Source organism: Streptomyces sp. NPDC005483 (genome assembly GCF_040606035.1).
GTDB lineage: Bacteria > Actinomycetota > Actinomycetes > Streptomycetales > Streptomycetaceae > Streptomyces.
This window is the reverse complement of sequence record NZ_JBEXEA010000005.1, coordinates 125,450-139,911: the sequence shown is the minus strand read 5'-3', so window position 1 is coordinate 139,911 and position 14,462 is coordinate 125,450. Positions and strand designations below refer to the sequence as shown.

General features: G+C 71.5%; 14 protein-coding genes. 12 read left to right on the top strand and 2 right to left on the bottom strand.

All coding sequences use genetic code 11. From position 1 onward, the window contains the following. Positions 1 to 22: 22 nt before the first annotated feature. Positions 23 to 1,255: a radical SAM family heme chaperone HemW gene (gene hemW, locus ABZT06_RS11920; RefSeq protein ID WP_355738616.1), complete on the top strand. Its 1,233-nt coding sequence runs from the start codon at positions 23 to 25 to the stop codon at positions 1,253 to 1,255. A gap of 67 nt (positions 1,256 to 1,322) precedes the next feature. After that, a complete protein-coding gene (locus tag ABZT06_RS11915; protein ID WP_355738614.1) occupies positions 1,323 to 1,892 on the top strand; it encodes a Uma2 family endonuclease in 570 nt (189 codons plus the stop codon). On the opposite strand, the gene ABZT06_RS11910 is transcribed toward ABZT06_RS11915, so the two are convergent. Both ABZT06_RS11910 and ABZT06_RS11905 read right to left on the bottom strand, forming a co-directional pair. Further along, entirely contained in the window at positions 1,870 to 2,685 is an 816-nt protein-coding gene (locus ABZT06_RS11910; RefSeq protein ID WP_355738611.1) for a DUF3097 domain-containing protein, read from the bottom strand. The genes ABZT06_RS11915 and ABZT06_RS11910 overlap by 23 nt on opposite strands. A gap of 34 nt (positions 2,686 to 2,719) precedes the next feature. Beyond that, positions 2,720 to 3,448, bottom strand: coding sequence for an MBL fold metallo-hydrolase (locus ABZT06_RS11905; protein ID WP_355738608.1), 729 nt, complete (start codon positions 3,446 to 3,448; stop codon positions 2,720 to 2,722). A 148-nt stretch (positions 3,449 to 3,596) separates the two neighbouring features. On the opposite strand from ABZT06_RS11905, the gene hrcA reads away from it, so the two are divergent. The 10 genes from hrcA to ABZT06_RS11855 all read left to right on the top strand — a co-directional run bounded on the left by hrcA (position 3,597) and on the right by ABZT06_RS11855 (position 14,438). After that, positions 3,597 to 4,613 (top strand): heat-inducible transcriptional repressor HrcA, encoded by a 1,017-nt coding sequence (hrcA, locus tag ABZT06_RS11900; RefSeq protein WP_355738605.1) that lies wholly within the window; start codon positions 3,597 to 3,599, stop codon positions 4,611 to 4,613. Next, positions 4,614 to 5,753: a molecular chaperone DnaJ gene (dnaJ, locus tag ABZT06_RS11895; protein WP_007381949.1), complete on the top strand. Its 1,140-nt coding sequence runs from the start codon at positions 4,614 to 4,616 to the stop codon at positions 5,751 to 5,753. Between the two features lie 209 nt (positions 5,754 to 5,962). Further along, positions 5,963 to 7,039: a nitronate monooxygenase gene (locus ABZT06_RS11890; protein ID WP_355738601.1), complete on the top strand. Its 1,077-nt coding sequence runs from the start codon at positions 5,963 to 5,965 to the stop codon at positions 7,037 to 7,039. Next, complete coding sequence (locus ABZT06_RS11885; protein ID WP_355738598.1) at positions 7,036 to 7,785, top strand: 16S rRNA (uracil(1498)-N(3))-methyltransferase; 750 nt, start codon at positions 7,036 to 7,038, stop codon at positions 7,783 to 7,785. The genes ABZT06_RS11890 and ABZT06_RS11885 overlap by 4 nt, the downstream gene beginning before the upstream one ends. A gap of 17 nt (positions 7,786 to 7,802) precedes the next feature. Next, entirely contained in the window at positions 7,803 to 8,195 is a 393-nt protein-coding gene (locus tag ABZT06_RS11880; protein WP_355738596.1) for a VOC family protein, read from the top strand. A gap of 138 nt (positions 8,196 to 8,333) precedes the next feature. Then, complete coding sequence (locus ABZT06_RS11875) at positions 8,334 to 8,867, top strand: hypothetical protein (RefSeq protein WP_355738593.1); 534 nt, start codon at positions 8,334 to 8,336, stop codon at positions 8,865 to 8,867. Positions 8,868 to 8,912: 45 nt separating this feature from the next. Next, positions 8,913 to 12,128 (top strand): S41 family peptidase, encoded by a 3,216-nt coding sequence (locus ABZT06_RS11870; protein WP_355738590.1) that lies wholly within the window; start codon positions 8,913 to 8,915, stop codon positions 12,126 to 12,128. 34 nt (positions 12,129 to 12,162) lie between these two features. Next, a complete protein-coding gene (locus ABZT06_RS11865) occupies positions 12,163 to 12,516 on the top strand; it encodes a histidine triad nucleotide-binding protein (protein ID WP_355738587.1) in 354 nt (117 codons plus the stop codon). 6 nt (positions 12,517 to 12,522) lie between these two features. Continuing rightward, on the top strand, positions 12,523 to 13,428 hold the full coding sequence (locus tag ABZT06_RS11860) for a ribonuclease Z (RefSeq protein ID WP_355738584.1): 906 nt from the start codon (positions 12,523 to 12,525) through the stop codon (positions 13,426 to 13,428). A gap of 20 nt (positions 13,429 to 13,448) precedes the next feature. After that, positions 13,449 to 14,438, top strand: a complete 990-nt coding sequence (locus ABZT06_RS11855) for an adenosine deaminase (RefSeq protein WP_355738582.1) — start codon at positions 13,449 to 13,451, stop codon at positions 14,436 to 14,438. Positions 14,439 to 14,462 lie beyond the last annotated feature (24 nt).

The window sequence follows — 14,462 nt, the reverse complement described above, 5'->3', positions numbered from 1 at the left end:
GGGGTGCTGGACAATGGGGGACATGCCTTCCGCACTCCCCGACGGCGAACCCGTCCCCGACGACGGCGCGCTCCCCGCGTCCGCGCTCGCCGGGTCCGCCGACCGCCCCCTCGGCTTCTACCTGCACGTCCCGTACTGCGCGACCCGCTGCGGCTACTGCGACTTCAACACCTACACCGCGACCGAGCTGCGCGGTTCGGGCGGGGTGCTGGCCTCCCGCGACAACTACGCGGACACGCTGGTCGACGAGATCAGGCTCGCCCGGAAGGTCCTCGGCGACGACCCGCGTCCCGTGCGCACGGTCTTCGTCGGTGGCGGTACGCCGACCCTTCTGGCCGCCGGGGATCTCGTACGGATGCTCGCGGCGATCCGTGACGAGTTCGGGCTGGCCGCGGACGCGGAGGTGACGACCGAGGCGAACCCGGAGTCGGTGGACCCGGCGTATCTGGCGGCGCTGCGGGAGGGCGGCTTCAACCGGGTGTCCTTCGGGATGCAGAGCGCGAGGCAGCACGTACTGAAGGTGCTGGACCGCACGCACACGCCGGGGCGGCCCGAGGCGTGCGTGGCCGAGGCCCGGGCGGCGGGGTTCGACCACGTGAACCTGGACCTGATCTACGGCACCCCGGGGGAGTCCGACGACGACTGGCGGGCCTCCCTGGAGGCAGCGATCGGGGCCGGACCCGACCATGTGTCGGCGTACGCGCTGATCGTCGAGGAGGGCACCCAGCTCGCCCGGCGCATCCGTCGCGGTGAGGTTCCGATGACCGACGACGACGTGCACGCGGACCGGTACCTGATCGCGGACTCGGTGCTGGCGGAGGCCGGATTCGACTGGTACGAGGTGTCGAACTGGGCCACCTCGGACGCGGGCCGGTGCCTGCACAACGAGCTGTACTGGCGGGGCGCCGACTGGTGGGGGGCGGGTCCCGGAGCGCACTCCCACGTGGGCGGGGTGCGGTGGTGGAACGTGAAGCATCCGGGGGCGTATGCGGCGGCGCTGGCCTCCGGCAGGTCTCCGGGCGCCGGGCGCGAGCTGCTGTCGGGGGAGGACCGGCGGGTGGAGCGGATCCTGCTGGAGCTGCGGCTGCGGGAGGGGGTGCCGCTCTCACTCCTGCGGCCGGAGGGCCTGAAGGCCGCGCGCCGGGCGCTCGCGGACGAGCTGCTTCAGGAGGGGCCGTACGACGAGGGACGGGCTGTGCTGACGCTGCGGGGGCGGTTGCTGGCGGACGCGGTGGTCAGGGACTTGGTGGACTGATTACTCGGGCGAGTGAACCGGGGTAGGAGGCCGGTTCGGCGCAGGTTCCGGATCTTAGGGTGCCGACATGGACGAGCTCGGAATGAGGAAGTACTTCGAGGAACTCGAAACTCCTGAGAACATCCGGGCCGAGATTCTTCGAGGCGTCATCGTGTTGTCGGCCCGTTCCGGACTCACGCACAACCGAATTGTCGCGGAGGTGATGGACGAGATCCCGCGACAGCGCTGGCGGCGGCTCCAGACGCAGAACATCGCCATGCTTGAAGAGACCAGCGAGCCTCAGCCGGATCTCGTGGTGCTGGAACGCGGTGTAGGTCCCGGGCAGGGCAGGTTGATGCCGTCCCTGGTCGTCACCATGGTGGTCGAGGTCGTCTCCAAGTCCAGCGTTCATCAGGACTACGTGGTCAAGAGGTCGATCTACGCGGCGGGCAGGATCCCGGCCTATCTCATTCTCGATCCGATCATGGCGCAATGCGTCCTGCTGACGAGGCCCGCTGGTGACGGCGAGGACGCCGACTACCTGACGCAGCAGATCACCAAGTTCGGTGACCCGGTGCCGCTGGGTGTTCTCGGCCTCGAACTGGCCACGAGTGACTTCGGCACCTTTCCCGACGTCAGGCCCCACCGCTACCCGTGACGAAGTCGATCAGCTCCTCCACCCGCCCCAGCAGCTCCGGCTCCAGGTCCCGGTAGGACCCCACTCGCTTCAGGATCGCCTGCCACACCGCGCCCGTGTTCTCCGACGGCCAGCCCAGGGCCTTGCAGACGCCCGTCTTCCAGTCCTGGCCGTGAGGCACCCGGGGCCACGCCTCGATCCCCAGGGACGACGGCTTCACCGCCTCCCAGATGTCGATGTACGGATGACCCACGACCAGCGCGTGTTCGCTGGTCACCGACGCGGCGATCCGTGACTCCTTGCTGCCCGGCACCAAGTGGTCCACGAGGACTCCGAGGCGGGCGTCCGGACCAGGCGCGAACTCGGCCACGATCGCCGGCAGGTCGTCCACGCCCTCCAGGTACTCCACGACCACGCCCTCGATGCGCAGGTCGTCGCCCCAGACCTTCTCCACCAGTTCCGCGTCGTGGCGGCCCTCCACGTAGATCCGGCCGGCGCGGGCCACGCGTGCGCGTGCGCCGGGGACGGCGACCGAACCGGACGCGGTACGGGAGGGTCGTACCGGAGCCGCTGCCGAAGGTCTGACCAAGGTCACCACACGGCCCTCCAGGAGGAAACCGCGGGGCTCCAGCGGGAACACCCGGTGCTTGCCGAAGCGGTCCTCCAGAGTCACCGTGCCTGCCTCGCAGCGGATCACCGCGCCGCAGAAGCCCGTGCCCGGCTCCTCGACCACCAGACCGGGCTCGGCGGGCACCTCCGGTACCGGCTTGGGCTTCTTCCACGGAGGGGTCAGGTCGGCGGAGTACTGGCGCATTCGGATGACGATAGGAGAACCACGCGAGGGATCACTACGACACGCCGAAGCGCGTCGCCAGCGCGTCCCGCTGCGCCCGCACGAACCCCGCGTCCACCACCGCTCCGTGACCGGGTACGTACAGCGCGTCCTCGCCGCCCAGCTCGAGGAGCCGGTCCAGCGCGGCGGGCCAGTGTGCCGGTACGGCGTCCGGGCCCGCCTGCGGTTCGCCGGACTCCTCGACCAGGTCGCCGCAGAAGACGACCTCCGGGGCGCCGGGCACGAGGACGGCGAGGTCGTGGGCCGTGTGGCCGGGGCCGACGTTCGCCAGCAGGACCTGGCGGCCGCCGCCGAGGTCGAGCGTCCACTCGCCGGAGACGTGATGGCCGGGGGACACCAGGGCGTCCACGGCCTCGTCGGCCACCGCCGGGTCCAGCCCGTTGCGCACCGCGTCCGCCCGCAGTTGCGCGTGGCCGAGCCGGCCCGTCAGCACCGTCTCCACCCCCACCGCGCCGAACACCTCCGTCCCCGCGAACGCGGCCGCACCGAAGACATGGTCGAAGTGGGGGTGGGTGAGCGCGAGATGGGTCACACGGTGGCCGGCCAGTTCCCCGGCCTGCACGCGCAGGTGCGCGCCCTCCGCGAGGGAGGAGCCCGCGTCGACCAACAGGGCCGTGTCCTCGCCGATCACCAGGCCCGCCGTACAGTCCCAGCCGGGCAATCGGCACCGGCCCACCCCGGTCGCGACCCGCTCCCACCCGAGCTCTTCCCAAGTCACCGTCATACCGCGACGCTAGCCGTACGACCCGTCACGCCGGGACCAGCCTTGCCCAGGGAGTACCCCACCGCCGTACACTGGCCGGGGAGCGCTGGCACTCGGACGGACAGAGTGCCAGGCAAGGCGCCGAGGACGACTTCTGGAGGTGTGCGCGATGCTGAGTGAACGCAGGCTTCAGGTGTTGCGCGCCATCGTCCAGGACTACGTCGGCACCGAGGAGCCGGTCGGGTCGAAGGCCCTGACCGAGCGGCACAACCTCGGAGTCTCCCCGGCGACCGTCCGCAACGACATGGCGGTCCTGGAGGACGAGGGGTTCATCGCCCAGCCGCACACCAGCGCCGGGCGGATACCGACCGACAAGGGCTACCGGCTCTTCGTCGACAAGCTGGCGGGCGTCAAGCCGATGACCGCGCCCGAGCGGCGCGCGATCCAGAACTTCCTCGACGGCGCGGTCGACCTCGACGACGTCGTGGCCAGGACCGTGCGGCTGCTCGCGCAGCTCACACGGCAGGTCGCCGTCGTGCAGTACCCGTCCCTGACCCGCTCGACCGTGCGGCACGTGGAGCTGCTTTCGCTCGCCCCCGCGCGCGTGATGCTCGTGCTGATCACGGACACCGGCCGGGTCGAGCAGCGCATGGTCGACTGCCCGGCGCCCTTCGGGGAGGCCTCGCTCGCCGATCTGCGGGCGCGGCTCAACAGCCGGGTCGCGGGGCGGCGGTTCGCCGACGTGCCGCGGCTGGTCGAGGACCTGCCCGAAGGCTTCGACGTCGAGGACCGGGGTACGGTTTCGACAGTGCTCTCCACTCTCCTGGAGACGCTCGTCGAGGAGAACGAGGAGCGGCTGATGATCGGCGGCACCGCCAATCTCACCCGCTTCGGACATGACTTTCCCCTCACGATCCGGCCCGTCCTGGAGGCACTGGAGGAGCAGGTCGTCCTCCTCAAACTCCTTGGTGAGGCCGAGGATTCGGGCATGACCGTACGTATTGGTCATGAGAACGCCTACGAGGGACTCAACTCCACTTCGGTGGTGTCGGTCGGTTACGGTTCGGGCGGCGAGGCAGTCGCCAAGCTCGGCGTGGTCGGACCGACCCGCATGGATTACCCGGGAACGATGGGAGCGGTACGCGCAGTGGCACGGTACGTCGGACAGATCCTGGCGGAGTCGTAAGTGGCCACGGACTACTACGCCGTTCTCGGCGTGCGCCGCGACGCGTCGCAGGATGAGATCAAGAAGGCGTTCCGCCGGCTCGCGCGCGAGCTGCACCCGGACGTCAACCCGGATCCGAAGACCCAGGAGCGGTTCAAGGAGATCAACGCCGCGTACGAGGTGTTGTCGGACCCGCAGAAGAAGCAGGTCTACGACCTCGGCGGCGACCCGCTCTCGCAGGCCGGCGGCGGTGGCGCGGGCGGCTTCGGGGCCGGTGGGTTCGGGAACTTCTCGGACATCATGGACGCGTTCTTCGGTACGGCCTCGCAGCGGGGTCCGCGTTCGCGCACCCGGCGCGGCCAGGACGCGATGATCCGCCTGGAGATCGAGCTCGACGAGGCGGCCTTCGGCACCACGAAGGACATCCAGGTCGACACGGCGATCGTCTGCACCACCTGCAGTGGTGAGGGCGCGGCGCCGGGCACCTCCGCGCAGACCTGTGACATGTGCCGCGGCCGCGGTGAGGTGTCGCAGGTGACCCGGTCCTTCCTGGGCCAGGTCATGACGTCCCGCCCGTGCCCGCAGTGCCAGGGCTTCGGCACAGTGGTCCCGACCCCGTGCCCGGAGTGCGCGGGCGACGGCCGGGTCCGCTCGCGCCGCACGCTCACCGTGAAGATCCCGGCCGGTGTGGACAACGGCACGCGGATCCAGCTCGCGGGTGAGGGCGAGGTCGGTCCCGGTGGCGGTCCCGCCGGTGACCTCTACGTCGAGATCCACGAACTCCCGCACTCGCAGTTCCAGCGGCGCGGCGACGACCTGCACTGCACGGTCACGCTCCCGATGACGGCGGCGTCACTCGGCACGAAGGTGCCGTTGGAGACCCTCGACGGCATGGAGGAGGTCGACATCCGGCCCGGCACCCAGTCCGGCCAGTCGATCCCGCTGCACAGCCGGGGCGTCACCCACCTGCGCGGCGGCGGCCGGGGCGACCTCATCGTCCACGTCGAGGTCCAGACCCCGACGAAGCTGGACCCGGAGCAGGAACGCCTCCTGCGCGAGCTGGCCAAGCTGCGCGGCGAGGAACGCCCCACGGGGCAGTTCCAGCCCGGTCAGCAGGGGCTGTTCTCGCGTTTGAAGGACGCGTTCAACGGGCGTACCTGAGTTGCGGGACGACTGCTGGGGGTCCGGGGGTCGTCCCTTGGGCAGACACAGTCAGCCTGGTCAGCAGGGGCTGTTCTCGCGGCTGAAGGACGCATTCAACGGGCGTACCTGAGCCGTGCGACGGTCGTAAGGGGAGCCGTGCCACGGTCGTGCGCGAGCGCGCCAAGGTCGGATTCGGACTTGTCCGGAGGACGTGACAACATGCCGTCATGTCCTCCGCACTGACCGATCTCTTCCCTCATCCGATCGTGCAGGCCCCCATGGCGGGCGGCGTCTCCCTGCCGCGGCTCGCCGCCGCCGTGTCCGATGCGGGCGGGCTCGGATTCCTCGCCGCCGGGTACAAGACGGCCGACGGGATGTACCAGGAGATCAAGCAGCTGCGCGGACTGACCGGGCGGCCCTTCGGGGTCAACGTGTTCATCCCGCAACCCGAGTACGCCGACCCCGCCGCCGTCGAGGTCTACGCCCACCAGCTTGCCGGCGAGGCCACCTGGTACGACACCGAGCTCGGCGACCGCGACAGCGGCCGGGACGACGGGTACGACGCCAAGCTCGCCGTACTCCTCGACAACCCCGTGCCGGTGGCCTCCTTCCACTTCGGCATCCCGAGCAGCGACGCCCTGGAGTCCTTGCGCCGCGCCGGGACCTTCACCCTCGTCACCGCGACCACCCCCGAAGAGGCCCTCGCCGTGCAGTACGCGGGCGCCGACGCGGTCATCGCGCAGGGCGTCGAGGCCGGCGGCCACCAGGGCACCCACCGAGATCTCCCGGAGCAGGACGGCTCCGGGCTCGGGCTGCTGTCCCTGATCGCCCAGATCCGCGAGACGGTGACCATCCCGATCGTCGCCGCCGGCGGCATCATGCGCGGCAGCCAGATCGCCGCCGTCCTCGCCGCCGGCGCGAGCGCGGCCCAGCTCGGCACGGCGTTCCTCGCCACCCACGAGTCCGGCGCCCACGACCTGCACAAGCAGGCGCTGACCAACCCCCTCTACGTCCGCACGGAGTTGACCCGCGCCTTCTCCGGCCGCCCCGCCCGCGGCCTGGTCAACCGCTTCCTGCGCGAGCACGGGCCGTACGCCCCCGCCGCCTACCCCGAGGTCCACCACCTCACCGCCCCGCTCCGCAAGGCCGCCGCCAAGGCGAAGGACGCCCAGGGCATGGCGCTGTGGGCGGGCCAGGGACACCGGATGGCACGCGAACTGCCCGCCGGGCAGCTCGTGGAGATACTCGCGGCCGAACTCGACGCCGCCAGGACAGCGTTGTCAGGCAAGGGGGATCTGAGATGACCGCACCGGTGTTCGTGGTCGAGCACTTCGACGCGGGCGACGGCGGACGGTACGTCCTCGACGGCCCCGAGGGCCGCCACGCCGTCTCCGTGAAGCGGCTCCAGCCCGGCGAGGACGTCATCCTCACCGACGGCGCCGGACACCGGGCCGACTGCGTGGTGCTCGCCGCCGAGGGCAAGGACCGGCTGATCGTCCAGCTGGACTCGGTGACCGAGGAACCCCAGGCACAGCCCCGCATCACCGTCGTCCAGGCCCTCCCCAAGGGCGACCGCGGTGAACTCGCCGTCGAGACCATGACCGAGGTCGGCGTCGACGCCGTCGTGCCCTGGCAGGCGGCCCGCTGCATCACCCAGTGGAAGGGCGAGCGGGGGCTGAAGGCGCTCGGCAAGTGGCGGGCCACCGCCCGCGAGGCCGGCAAGCAGTCCCGCCGGGTCCGCTTCCCGGAGGTCGCGGACGCGGCAAGCACCAAGCAGGTTGCCGCACTTCTCGCCAAAGCCGACTTCGCCGCCGTGCTCCACTCCGACTTCGAACGCGGCAGCGATCCGCTGGCCACCGCCGAACTCCCCCACGAGGGCGAGATCGTGCTGGTCGTCGGCCCCGAAGGAGGCGTAGCCAAGGACGAGTTGGCGCTATTCGAGGAGGCCGGTGCGCGCGCCTACGTCCTCGGGCCTACCGTGCTGCGTACGTCGACCGCCGGAACCGTGGCCGCCGCCCTGCTCCTCGGCCGCACCGGACGTTGGTCCTGAACCCTGGAAGGACGGCTGTGGAGCTCGCCCAAGTACGCCTGCTCGTCACCGACTTCGCCGCCTGCTACCGCTTCTACGCCGAGGTCCTGGACCTCAAGCCCCAGTCGGGGGCGACGGGCGGGCCGTACGAGAAGTTCAGCCCCGCCGCCGGCTCGGCGGGCATCGCCCTCCAGGACCGCTCGATGATGGCGGAGGTCCTCGGCGAACTGGGCGACACGGCCACCGGCCACCGCTCCCTGGTCGTGCTGCGCGTCGACGACCTGGACACCTACTGCGAGCGGATCGCCGCCCGCGGAGCCACCCTGCTGCACGGCCCCGCCCCCATGACGGACCGCATGCGCGTCGCCCACCTCAAGGACCCGGAGGGAAACCTGGTGGAGCTTCAGGAGTGGCTGCTGCTGCGGAGCTGAGGCCGGAGTGGGGTCTGGGGATGGCGACCCGCCTAGGGCGCATACGGTCATTGAGCGCGCCGGGTCACTTGTGACCGGCGCGCTCAATGACCGTATGCGCCCTACCGCCGGACGGCACGTGGTGGCAGGCTGCCCTCCATGGTGGCGTTGAGACGGAACTGGCGTCGGCCGCGCGGGGTGCGAGCAGCGGGTGTGATCGGGGGTGCCGTGCTGGCCGTGGGCGGGGTCGCCGCCTGCGATCCGACCGGCGCGGTCAGCTCCGCGACCGTCGCTTACACCACCGACCAGTTGGTCACCAAGGAGCTGAACCGGCAGAAGGCCGACGTGAGTTGGCTGACCTGCACGGCCACGTACGACAACGGCGACCGGACACCGAGCGCCAGTGTGAACACTGTCGCCACCGTCAACTGCGACGGGAAGACGCGGGACGGCAAGGACATCACCGCCAAGGGCAAGGTGACCCGGACCGTCAGCGGGGCGTGTGTGCGCGGGGACCTCACCGCGACCGTGGGCGGCAAGCAGTGGTTCCACGTGGAGGGGCTCGGCGACTGCAACGCCACGCCCACCCATCGGGTCGGCAACCCCGGGCAGCCGGGTCCCACCGTCACCGTGACCGTCACCAAGACCATCTGGTGCCAGAAGGACCCGCAGTGCTGGCCCGACGGCAAGTGATCGAAAGCTCTGTGCACGAGGACCGAGCGTGCATAGGGTGATCGGGTGACACAGCCTGTGACGTCTGCATATCTCCGGTTTCCGCACCTGCGGGGCGAGTTGGTGGCCTTCACCGCCGAGGACGACGTGTGGCTCGCGCCGCTCGACGGCGGCCGGGCCTGGCGGGTCAGCGCGGACAACGTGCCGGTCACCCACCCCCGTATCTCGCCCGACGGCACCACCGTCGCCTGGACCTCCGCCCGCGACGGCGCCCCCGAGGTGCACATCGCGCCGGTCGACGGCGGACCGGGCAGAAGGCTGACCCACTGGGGCAGCGCACGCACCCAGGTGCGCGGCTGGACCCCGGACGGCGAGGTCCTCGCGATCACCACCCACGGCCAGGCGAGCCTGCGCCGCAGCTGGGCGCAGACCGTCCCGCTCGACGGCGGACCCGGCACCACCCTGCCGTACGGCCCCGTCGGCCATGTCGCCCACGGCCCGGCGACCGTGCTCCTCTCCGCGCCCATGGGCCGCGAGGCCGCCTGGTGGAAGCGGTACCGGGGCGGCACGGCGGGCAAGCTGTGGATCGACCGCGACGGCGACGGCGAGTTCGTACGGCTGCACGACGACCTGGACGGAAACCTGGAGTACCCCGTGTGGGCGGGCGACCGGATCGCCTTCCTGTCCGACCACGAGGGCACCGGAGCCGTCTACTCCTCCCTCGCCGACGGCTCCGACCTGCGACGGCACACGCCCCTCGACGGCTACTACGCCCGGCACGCGGCGGGCGACGGCACCCGGATCGTCTACGCCAGCGCCGGTGAGCTGTGGATCCTCGACGACCTCGACGGCGCCGAACCGCGCCGCCTGGAGGTCCGGCTCGGCGGACAGCGCGCCGACCGGCAGCCGTTCCCGGTGGACGCCTCCCGCTGGTTCGGCTCGGCCGCCCCCGACCACACCGCGCGCGGCAGCGCCGTCGCCGTGCGCGGAGCCGTCCACTGGGTCACCCACCGCTCGGGCCCGGCCCGCGTCCTCGCCGCCGAACCCGGCGTCCGGGCCCGGCTGCCGCGCACCTTCCGCACGGAGGGCGAGGAGTGGGTGGTGTGGGTGACGGACGCGGAGGGCGACGACGCCCTGGAGTTCGCGCCCGCCACCGGACTCGCCCCCGGCGCCACCCCGCGCCGCCTCGCCGCCGGTCAGCTCGGCCGCGTCCTGGGCCTCGCCATGGCCCCCGACGGCAGCAGGGCCGCGGTCGCCGCGCACGACGGCCGCGTGCTGCTCGTCGAGCGGGAGACCGGCGAGGTCCGCGAGGTCGACCGCAGCGAGGACGGCGACGTACGCGGGCTGACCTTCTCGCCCGACTCGTCCTGGCTCGCCTGGTCGCACCCCGGCCCCGCCCCGCTCTGCCAGCTCCGCCTCGCCAACACCACCGACCTGTCGGTCACCGAGGCGACCCCGCTGCGCTTCCAGGACTACGCGCCCGCCTTCACCCTCGACGGCAAGCACCTGGCCTTCCTGTCGAACCGCTCCTTCGACCCGGTCTACGACGAGCACGTCTTCGACCTGGCCTTCGTGGTCGGCGACCGCCCGCACCTGATCACCCTGGCCGCGACCACCCCGTCCCCGTTCGGCCCGCAGCGCCACGGCCGGCCCTTCGAGGCCCCCGACAAGGACGAGACCCCCGACAGCGAGGGCACCCCGGCCACCCGGATCGACCTCGAAGGGCTCGCCGACCGGATCGTGCCCTTCCCGGTGGAGGCCGGCCGCTACTCCAACCTGCGCGCGGCCAAGGACGGCGTGCTGTGGCTGCGCCACCCCGTCCAGGGCGTCCTGGGCTCCTCCCGGGCCACCCCGGACGACCCCGACCCGAAGACCGACCTGCAGCGCTACGACCTCGCCCAGCAGCGCCTCGAACACCTCGCCGCCGACGCCGACCACTTCGCCGTCAGCGGCGACGGCAAGCGGGTCCTGCTGTGGACCGACGGCCGCCTGAAGGTCGTACCGAGCGACCGCCGCGCCTCGAACGACGACGACAGCGACACGAACATCTCCGTCGACCTCGGCCGCATCCGGCAGACCGTCGACCCCTCGGCCGAGTGGCGGCAGATGTACGAGGAGACGGGCCGCATCATGCGGGACCACTTCTGGCGGCCGGACATGAGCGGTGTCGACTGGAACGGCGTCCTCGACCGCTACCGCCCGGTCCTGGACCGCCTCGCCACCCACGACGACCTCGTCGACCTCCTGTGGGAGGTGCACGGCGAACTCGGCACCTCCCACGCCTACGTCACCCCCCGCGCCGGCCACGGGCACGGACCCCGCCAGGGGCTCCTCGGCGCCGACATCTCCCGTCACACGGACGGCCCACAGGGATCGGCACGGTGGCGCATCGACCGCATCCTGCCGACCGAGACCTCCGACCCCGAAGCCCGCTCCCCGCTCGCCGCGCCCGGAGTGGCGGTCCGCGCCGGGGACGCGATCGTCGCGGTGGGCGGCCGTCCGGTCGACCCGGTCACCGGCCCCGGCCCGCTCCTCGTCGGCACGGCGGGCAAGCCGATCGAGCTCACCATCTCCCCGTCCGGCGGCGGCGACCTCCGCCACGCCGTGGTCGTACCCGTCTCCGACGAGGAGCCCCTGCGCTACCACGCCTGGGTCGCCGACCGCCGCGCCTACGTCCACGAGAAGTCGGGCGGCCGACTCGGCTATCTCCATGTCCCGGACATGCAGGCTCCCGGCTGGGCCCAGATCCACCGCGACCTGCGCGTCGAGGTGGCCCGCGAGGGACTCGTGGTGGACGTCCGCGAGAACCGCGGCGGGCACACCTCCCAGCTGGTCGTCGAGAAGCTGGCCCGCAGGATCGTCGGCTGGGCGCTGCCGCGCGGGATGCGCGCGTACAGCTACCCGAGGGACGCGCCGCGCGGCCCCGTCGTCGCCGTGGCCAACGAGTTCTCGGGCTCGGACGGCGACATCGTCAACGCGGCGATCAAGGCGCTGGGCATCGGCCCGGTCGTCGGCACCCGCACGTGGGGCGGGGTCGTCGGGATCGACAGCCGGTACCGCCTGGTCGACGGCACGCTGATCACCCAGCCGAAGTACGCCTTCTGGCTGGAGGGTTACGAGTGGGGCGTCGAGAACCATGGCGTCGACCCGGACGTGGAGGTCGTACAGCGGCCGCAGGACTACGCGGCGGGCAGGGACGCGCAGCTCGACGAGGCGGTGAGGATCGCATTGGAGGCGCTGGAGTCCAGTCCTGCGAAGATTCCGCCGGGTCTGCCTGACTAAGATGCCCCCCGAGATCCGAGGCGAAAGGACCACCATGCCAGGGGAACCCCAGGACGACTGCCTGTTCTGCAAGATCGTGGCGGGCCAGATCCCGGCGACGATCGTGCGGGAGACCGAGACGACCGTGGCGTTCCGGGACATCAACCCCCAGGCCCCCACCCACGTCCTCGTGATCCCCAAGGCGCACTACGAGAACGCCGCCGTCCTCGCCGCCGCCGCCCCGGAACTCGCCGCGGACGTCCTGCGGGAGACCCAGGCCGTCGCGGAGCAGGAGAAGCTGGAGAGCTACCGCACCGTCTTCAACACCGGCGCCGGCGCCGGACAGACGGTCTGGCACGCCCACGCCCACCTCATCGGCGGCCGCGGCCTCCACTGGCCTCCCGGGTAACTTGCCTTGTCCGTACGTGAGTTGGTCGTCCTCGGCACAGCCAGCCAGGTCCCCACACGGCACCGCAACCACAACGGCTACCTGCTGCGCTGGGACGGCGAGGGCCTCCTCTTCGACCCCGGCGAGGGCACCCAGCGCCAGATGCTGCGCGCCGGGGTCGCCGCCCACGACCTCAACCGGATCTGCGTCACCCACTTCCACGGCGACCACTCCCTCGGCCTCGCGGGCGTGATCCAGCGCATCAACCTCGACCGGGTCCCGCACGAGGTCACCGCCCACTACCCGGAGTCGGGGCAGCGCTTCTTCGACCGCCTGCGGTACGCGACCGCGTACCGGGAGACGGTCCGGCTCACCGAGGCACCGGTCGCGGCCGACGGGGTGCTCGCGCGGACGGGCGGCTACACGCTGGAAGCCCGTCGGCTCTCCCACCCCGTCGAGTCCTACGGCTACCGCCTCACCGAAGCCGACGGCCGCCGCATGCTCCCCGACCGCCTCGCCGCGCACGGCATCAAGGGGCCCGACGTCGGACGGATCCAGCGGGAGGGTTCACTGAACGGCGTCTCCCTCGACGACGTCAGCGAGGTCCGCCGGGGCCAGCGGTTCGCGTTCGTCATGGACACCCGCCTCTGCGACGGCGTCCACGCCCTGGCGGACGGCGTCGACCTGCTCGTCATCGAGTCGACCTTCCTCGGCGAGGACGAGCAACTCGCCGTGGAGCACGGCCATCTGACCGCCGGTCAGGCCGCGACCGTCGCCCGCGACGCCGGCGTACGGCATCTCGTGCTCACGCACTTCAGCCAGCGCTACTCCGAACCGGAGGAGTTCGAACGGCAGGCGCGGGCCGCGGGGTACGAGGGCGAGCTGACCGTGGCCCACGACCTCCTACGGGTCCCGGTTCCGAAACGGCGATAAAGCGGCCGTACGATGCTTTGATGTCCCTCCCCAAAGCTGAACTGCACCTGCACATCGAAGGCACCCTGGAACCGGAGCTGGCTTTCGAGCTGGCCGCGCGCAACGGCGTCGAGCTGCCGTACGCCTCCACGGACGAGCTCCGCAAGGCGTACGACTTCGAGGACCTCCAGTCCTTTCTGAACCTCTACTACGAGCTCATGGCAGTCCTGCGCACCGAGCGGGACTTCGAGGACCTGGCGAACGCCTATCTCGCCCGGGCCGCCGCGCAGGGAGTGCGGCACGCGGAGATCTTCTTCGACCCGCAGGCGCACCTCGCGCGGGGCGTGGAGATAAAGACCGTCGTCGAGGGGCTGTGGCGGGCGCTGGGCAGCAGCTCGGGGAACCACGGTGTCTCCACGCAGCTGATCATGTGCTTCCTGCGGGACGAGTCCGCCGAGTCGGCCCTGGAGACCCTTGAGGCCGCCAAGCCGTATCTCGACCGGATCGTCGGGGTCGGGCTCGACTCCGCCGAGGTGGGGCACCCGCCGGTGAAGTTCCGCGAGGTGTACGAGGCCGCGGCGGCGCTGGGGCTGCGGCGGGTCGCGCACGCCGGGGAGGAGGGGCCGCCGGAGTACATCGTCGAGGCGCTGGACGTGCTCGGTGTGGAGCGGGTGGACCACGGGCTGCGGTGTGTGGAGTCGCCTGAGCTGGTGGCTCGTCTGGTGCGGGATCGGGTGCCGTTGACTCTGTGCCCGCTGTCCAACGTGCGGCTCCGTACGGTCGATGTGCTGGCCGATCATCCGTTGCCCGCGATGTTGGATGCCGGGTTGATGTGCACGGTGAACTCCGACGACCCGGCTTACTTCGGCGGATACGCGGGGGACAACTTCGAGGCGGTGCGCTTGGCGCTGGGCCTGGGGGAGGAGCGGTTGCGGGAGCTTGCCCGCAACTCCTTCCTCGCGTCCTTCCTGGAGCACGATGAGGAGCTGCGGGCTCGGTATCTCGCGGAGGTCGATGCGTACGAGTTCTGAGGCGCGTTGTCGGGTGCGGGACGG

Coding starts and splice junctions, on each gene's coding strand:
- ABZT06_RS11875 (WP_355738593.1), top strand. CDS start 8,334: ATGGTGGCGTTGAGACGGAACTGGCGTCGGCCGCGCGGGGTGCGAGCA.
- hemW (WP_355738616.1), top strand. CDS start 23: ATGCCTTCCGCACTCCCCGACGGCGAACCCGTCCCCGACGACGGCGCG.
- ABZT06_RS11885 (WP_355738598.1), top strand. CDS start 7,036: ATGACCGCACCGGTGTTCGTGGTCGAGCACTTCGACGCGGGCGACGGC.
- ABZT06_RS11865 (WP_355738587.1), top strand. CDS start 12,163: ATGCCAGGGGAACCCCAGGACGACTGCCTGTTCTGCAAGATCGTGGCG.
- ABZT06_RS11910 (WP_355738611.1), bottom strand. CDS start 2,685: ATGCGCCAGTACTCCGCCGACCTGACCCCTCCGTGGAAGAAGCCCAAG.
- ABZT06_RS11890 (WP_355738601.1), top strand. CDS start 5,963: ATGTCCTCCGCACTGACCGATCTCTTCCCTCATCCGATCGTGCAGGCC.
- ABZT06_RS11855 (WP_355738582.1), top strand. CDS start 13,449: ATGTCCCTCCCCAAAGCTGAACTGCACCTGCACATCGAAGGCACCCTG.
- ABZT06_RS11915 (WP_355738614.1), top strand. CDS start 1,323: ATGGACGAGCTCGGAATGAGGAAGTACTTCGAGGAACTCGAAACTCCT.
- hrcA (WP_355738605.1), top strand. CDS start 3,597: ATGCTGAGTGAACGCAGGCTTCAGGTGTTGCGCGCCATCGTCCAGGAC.
- ABZT06_RS11905 (WP_355738608.1), bottom strand. CDS start 3,448: ATGACGGTGACTTGGGAAGAGCTCGGGTGGGAGCGGGTCGCGACCGGG.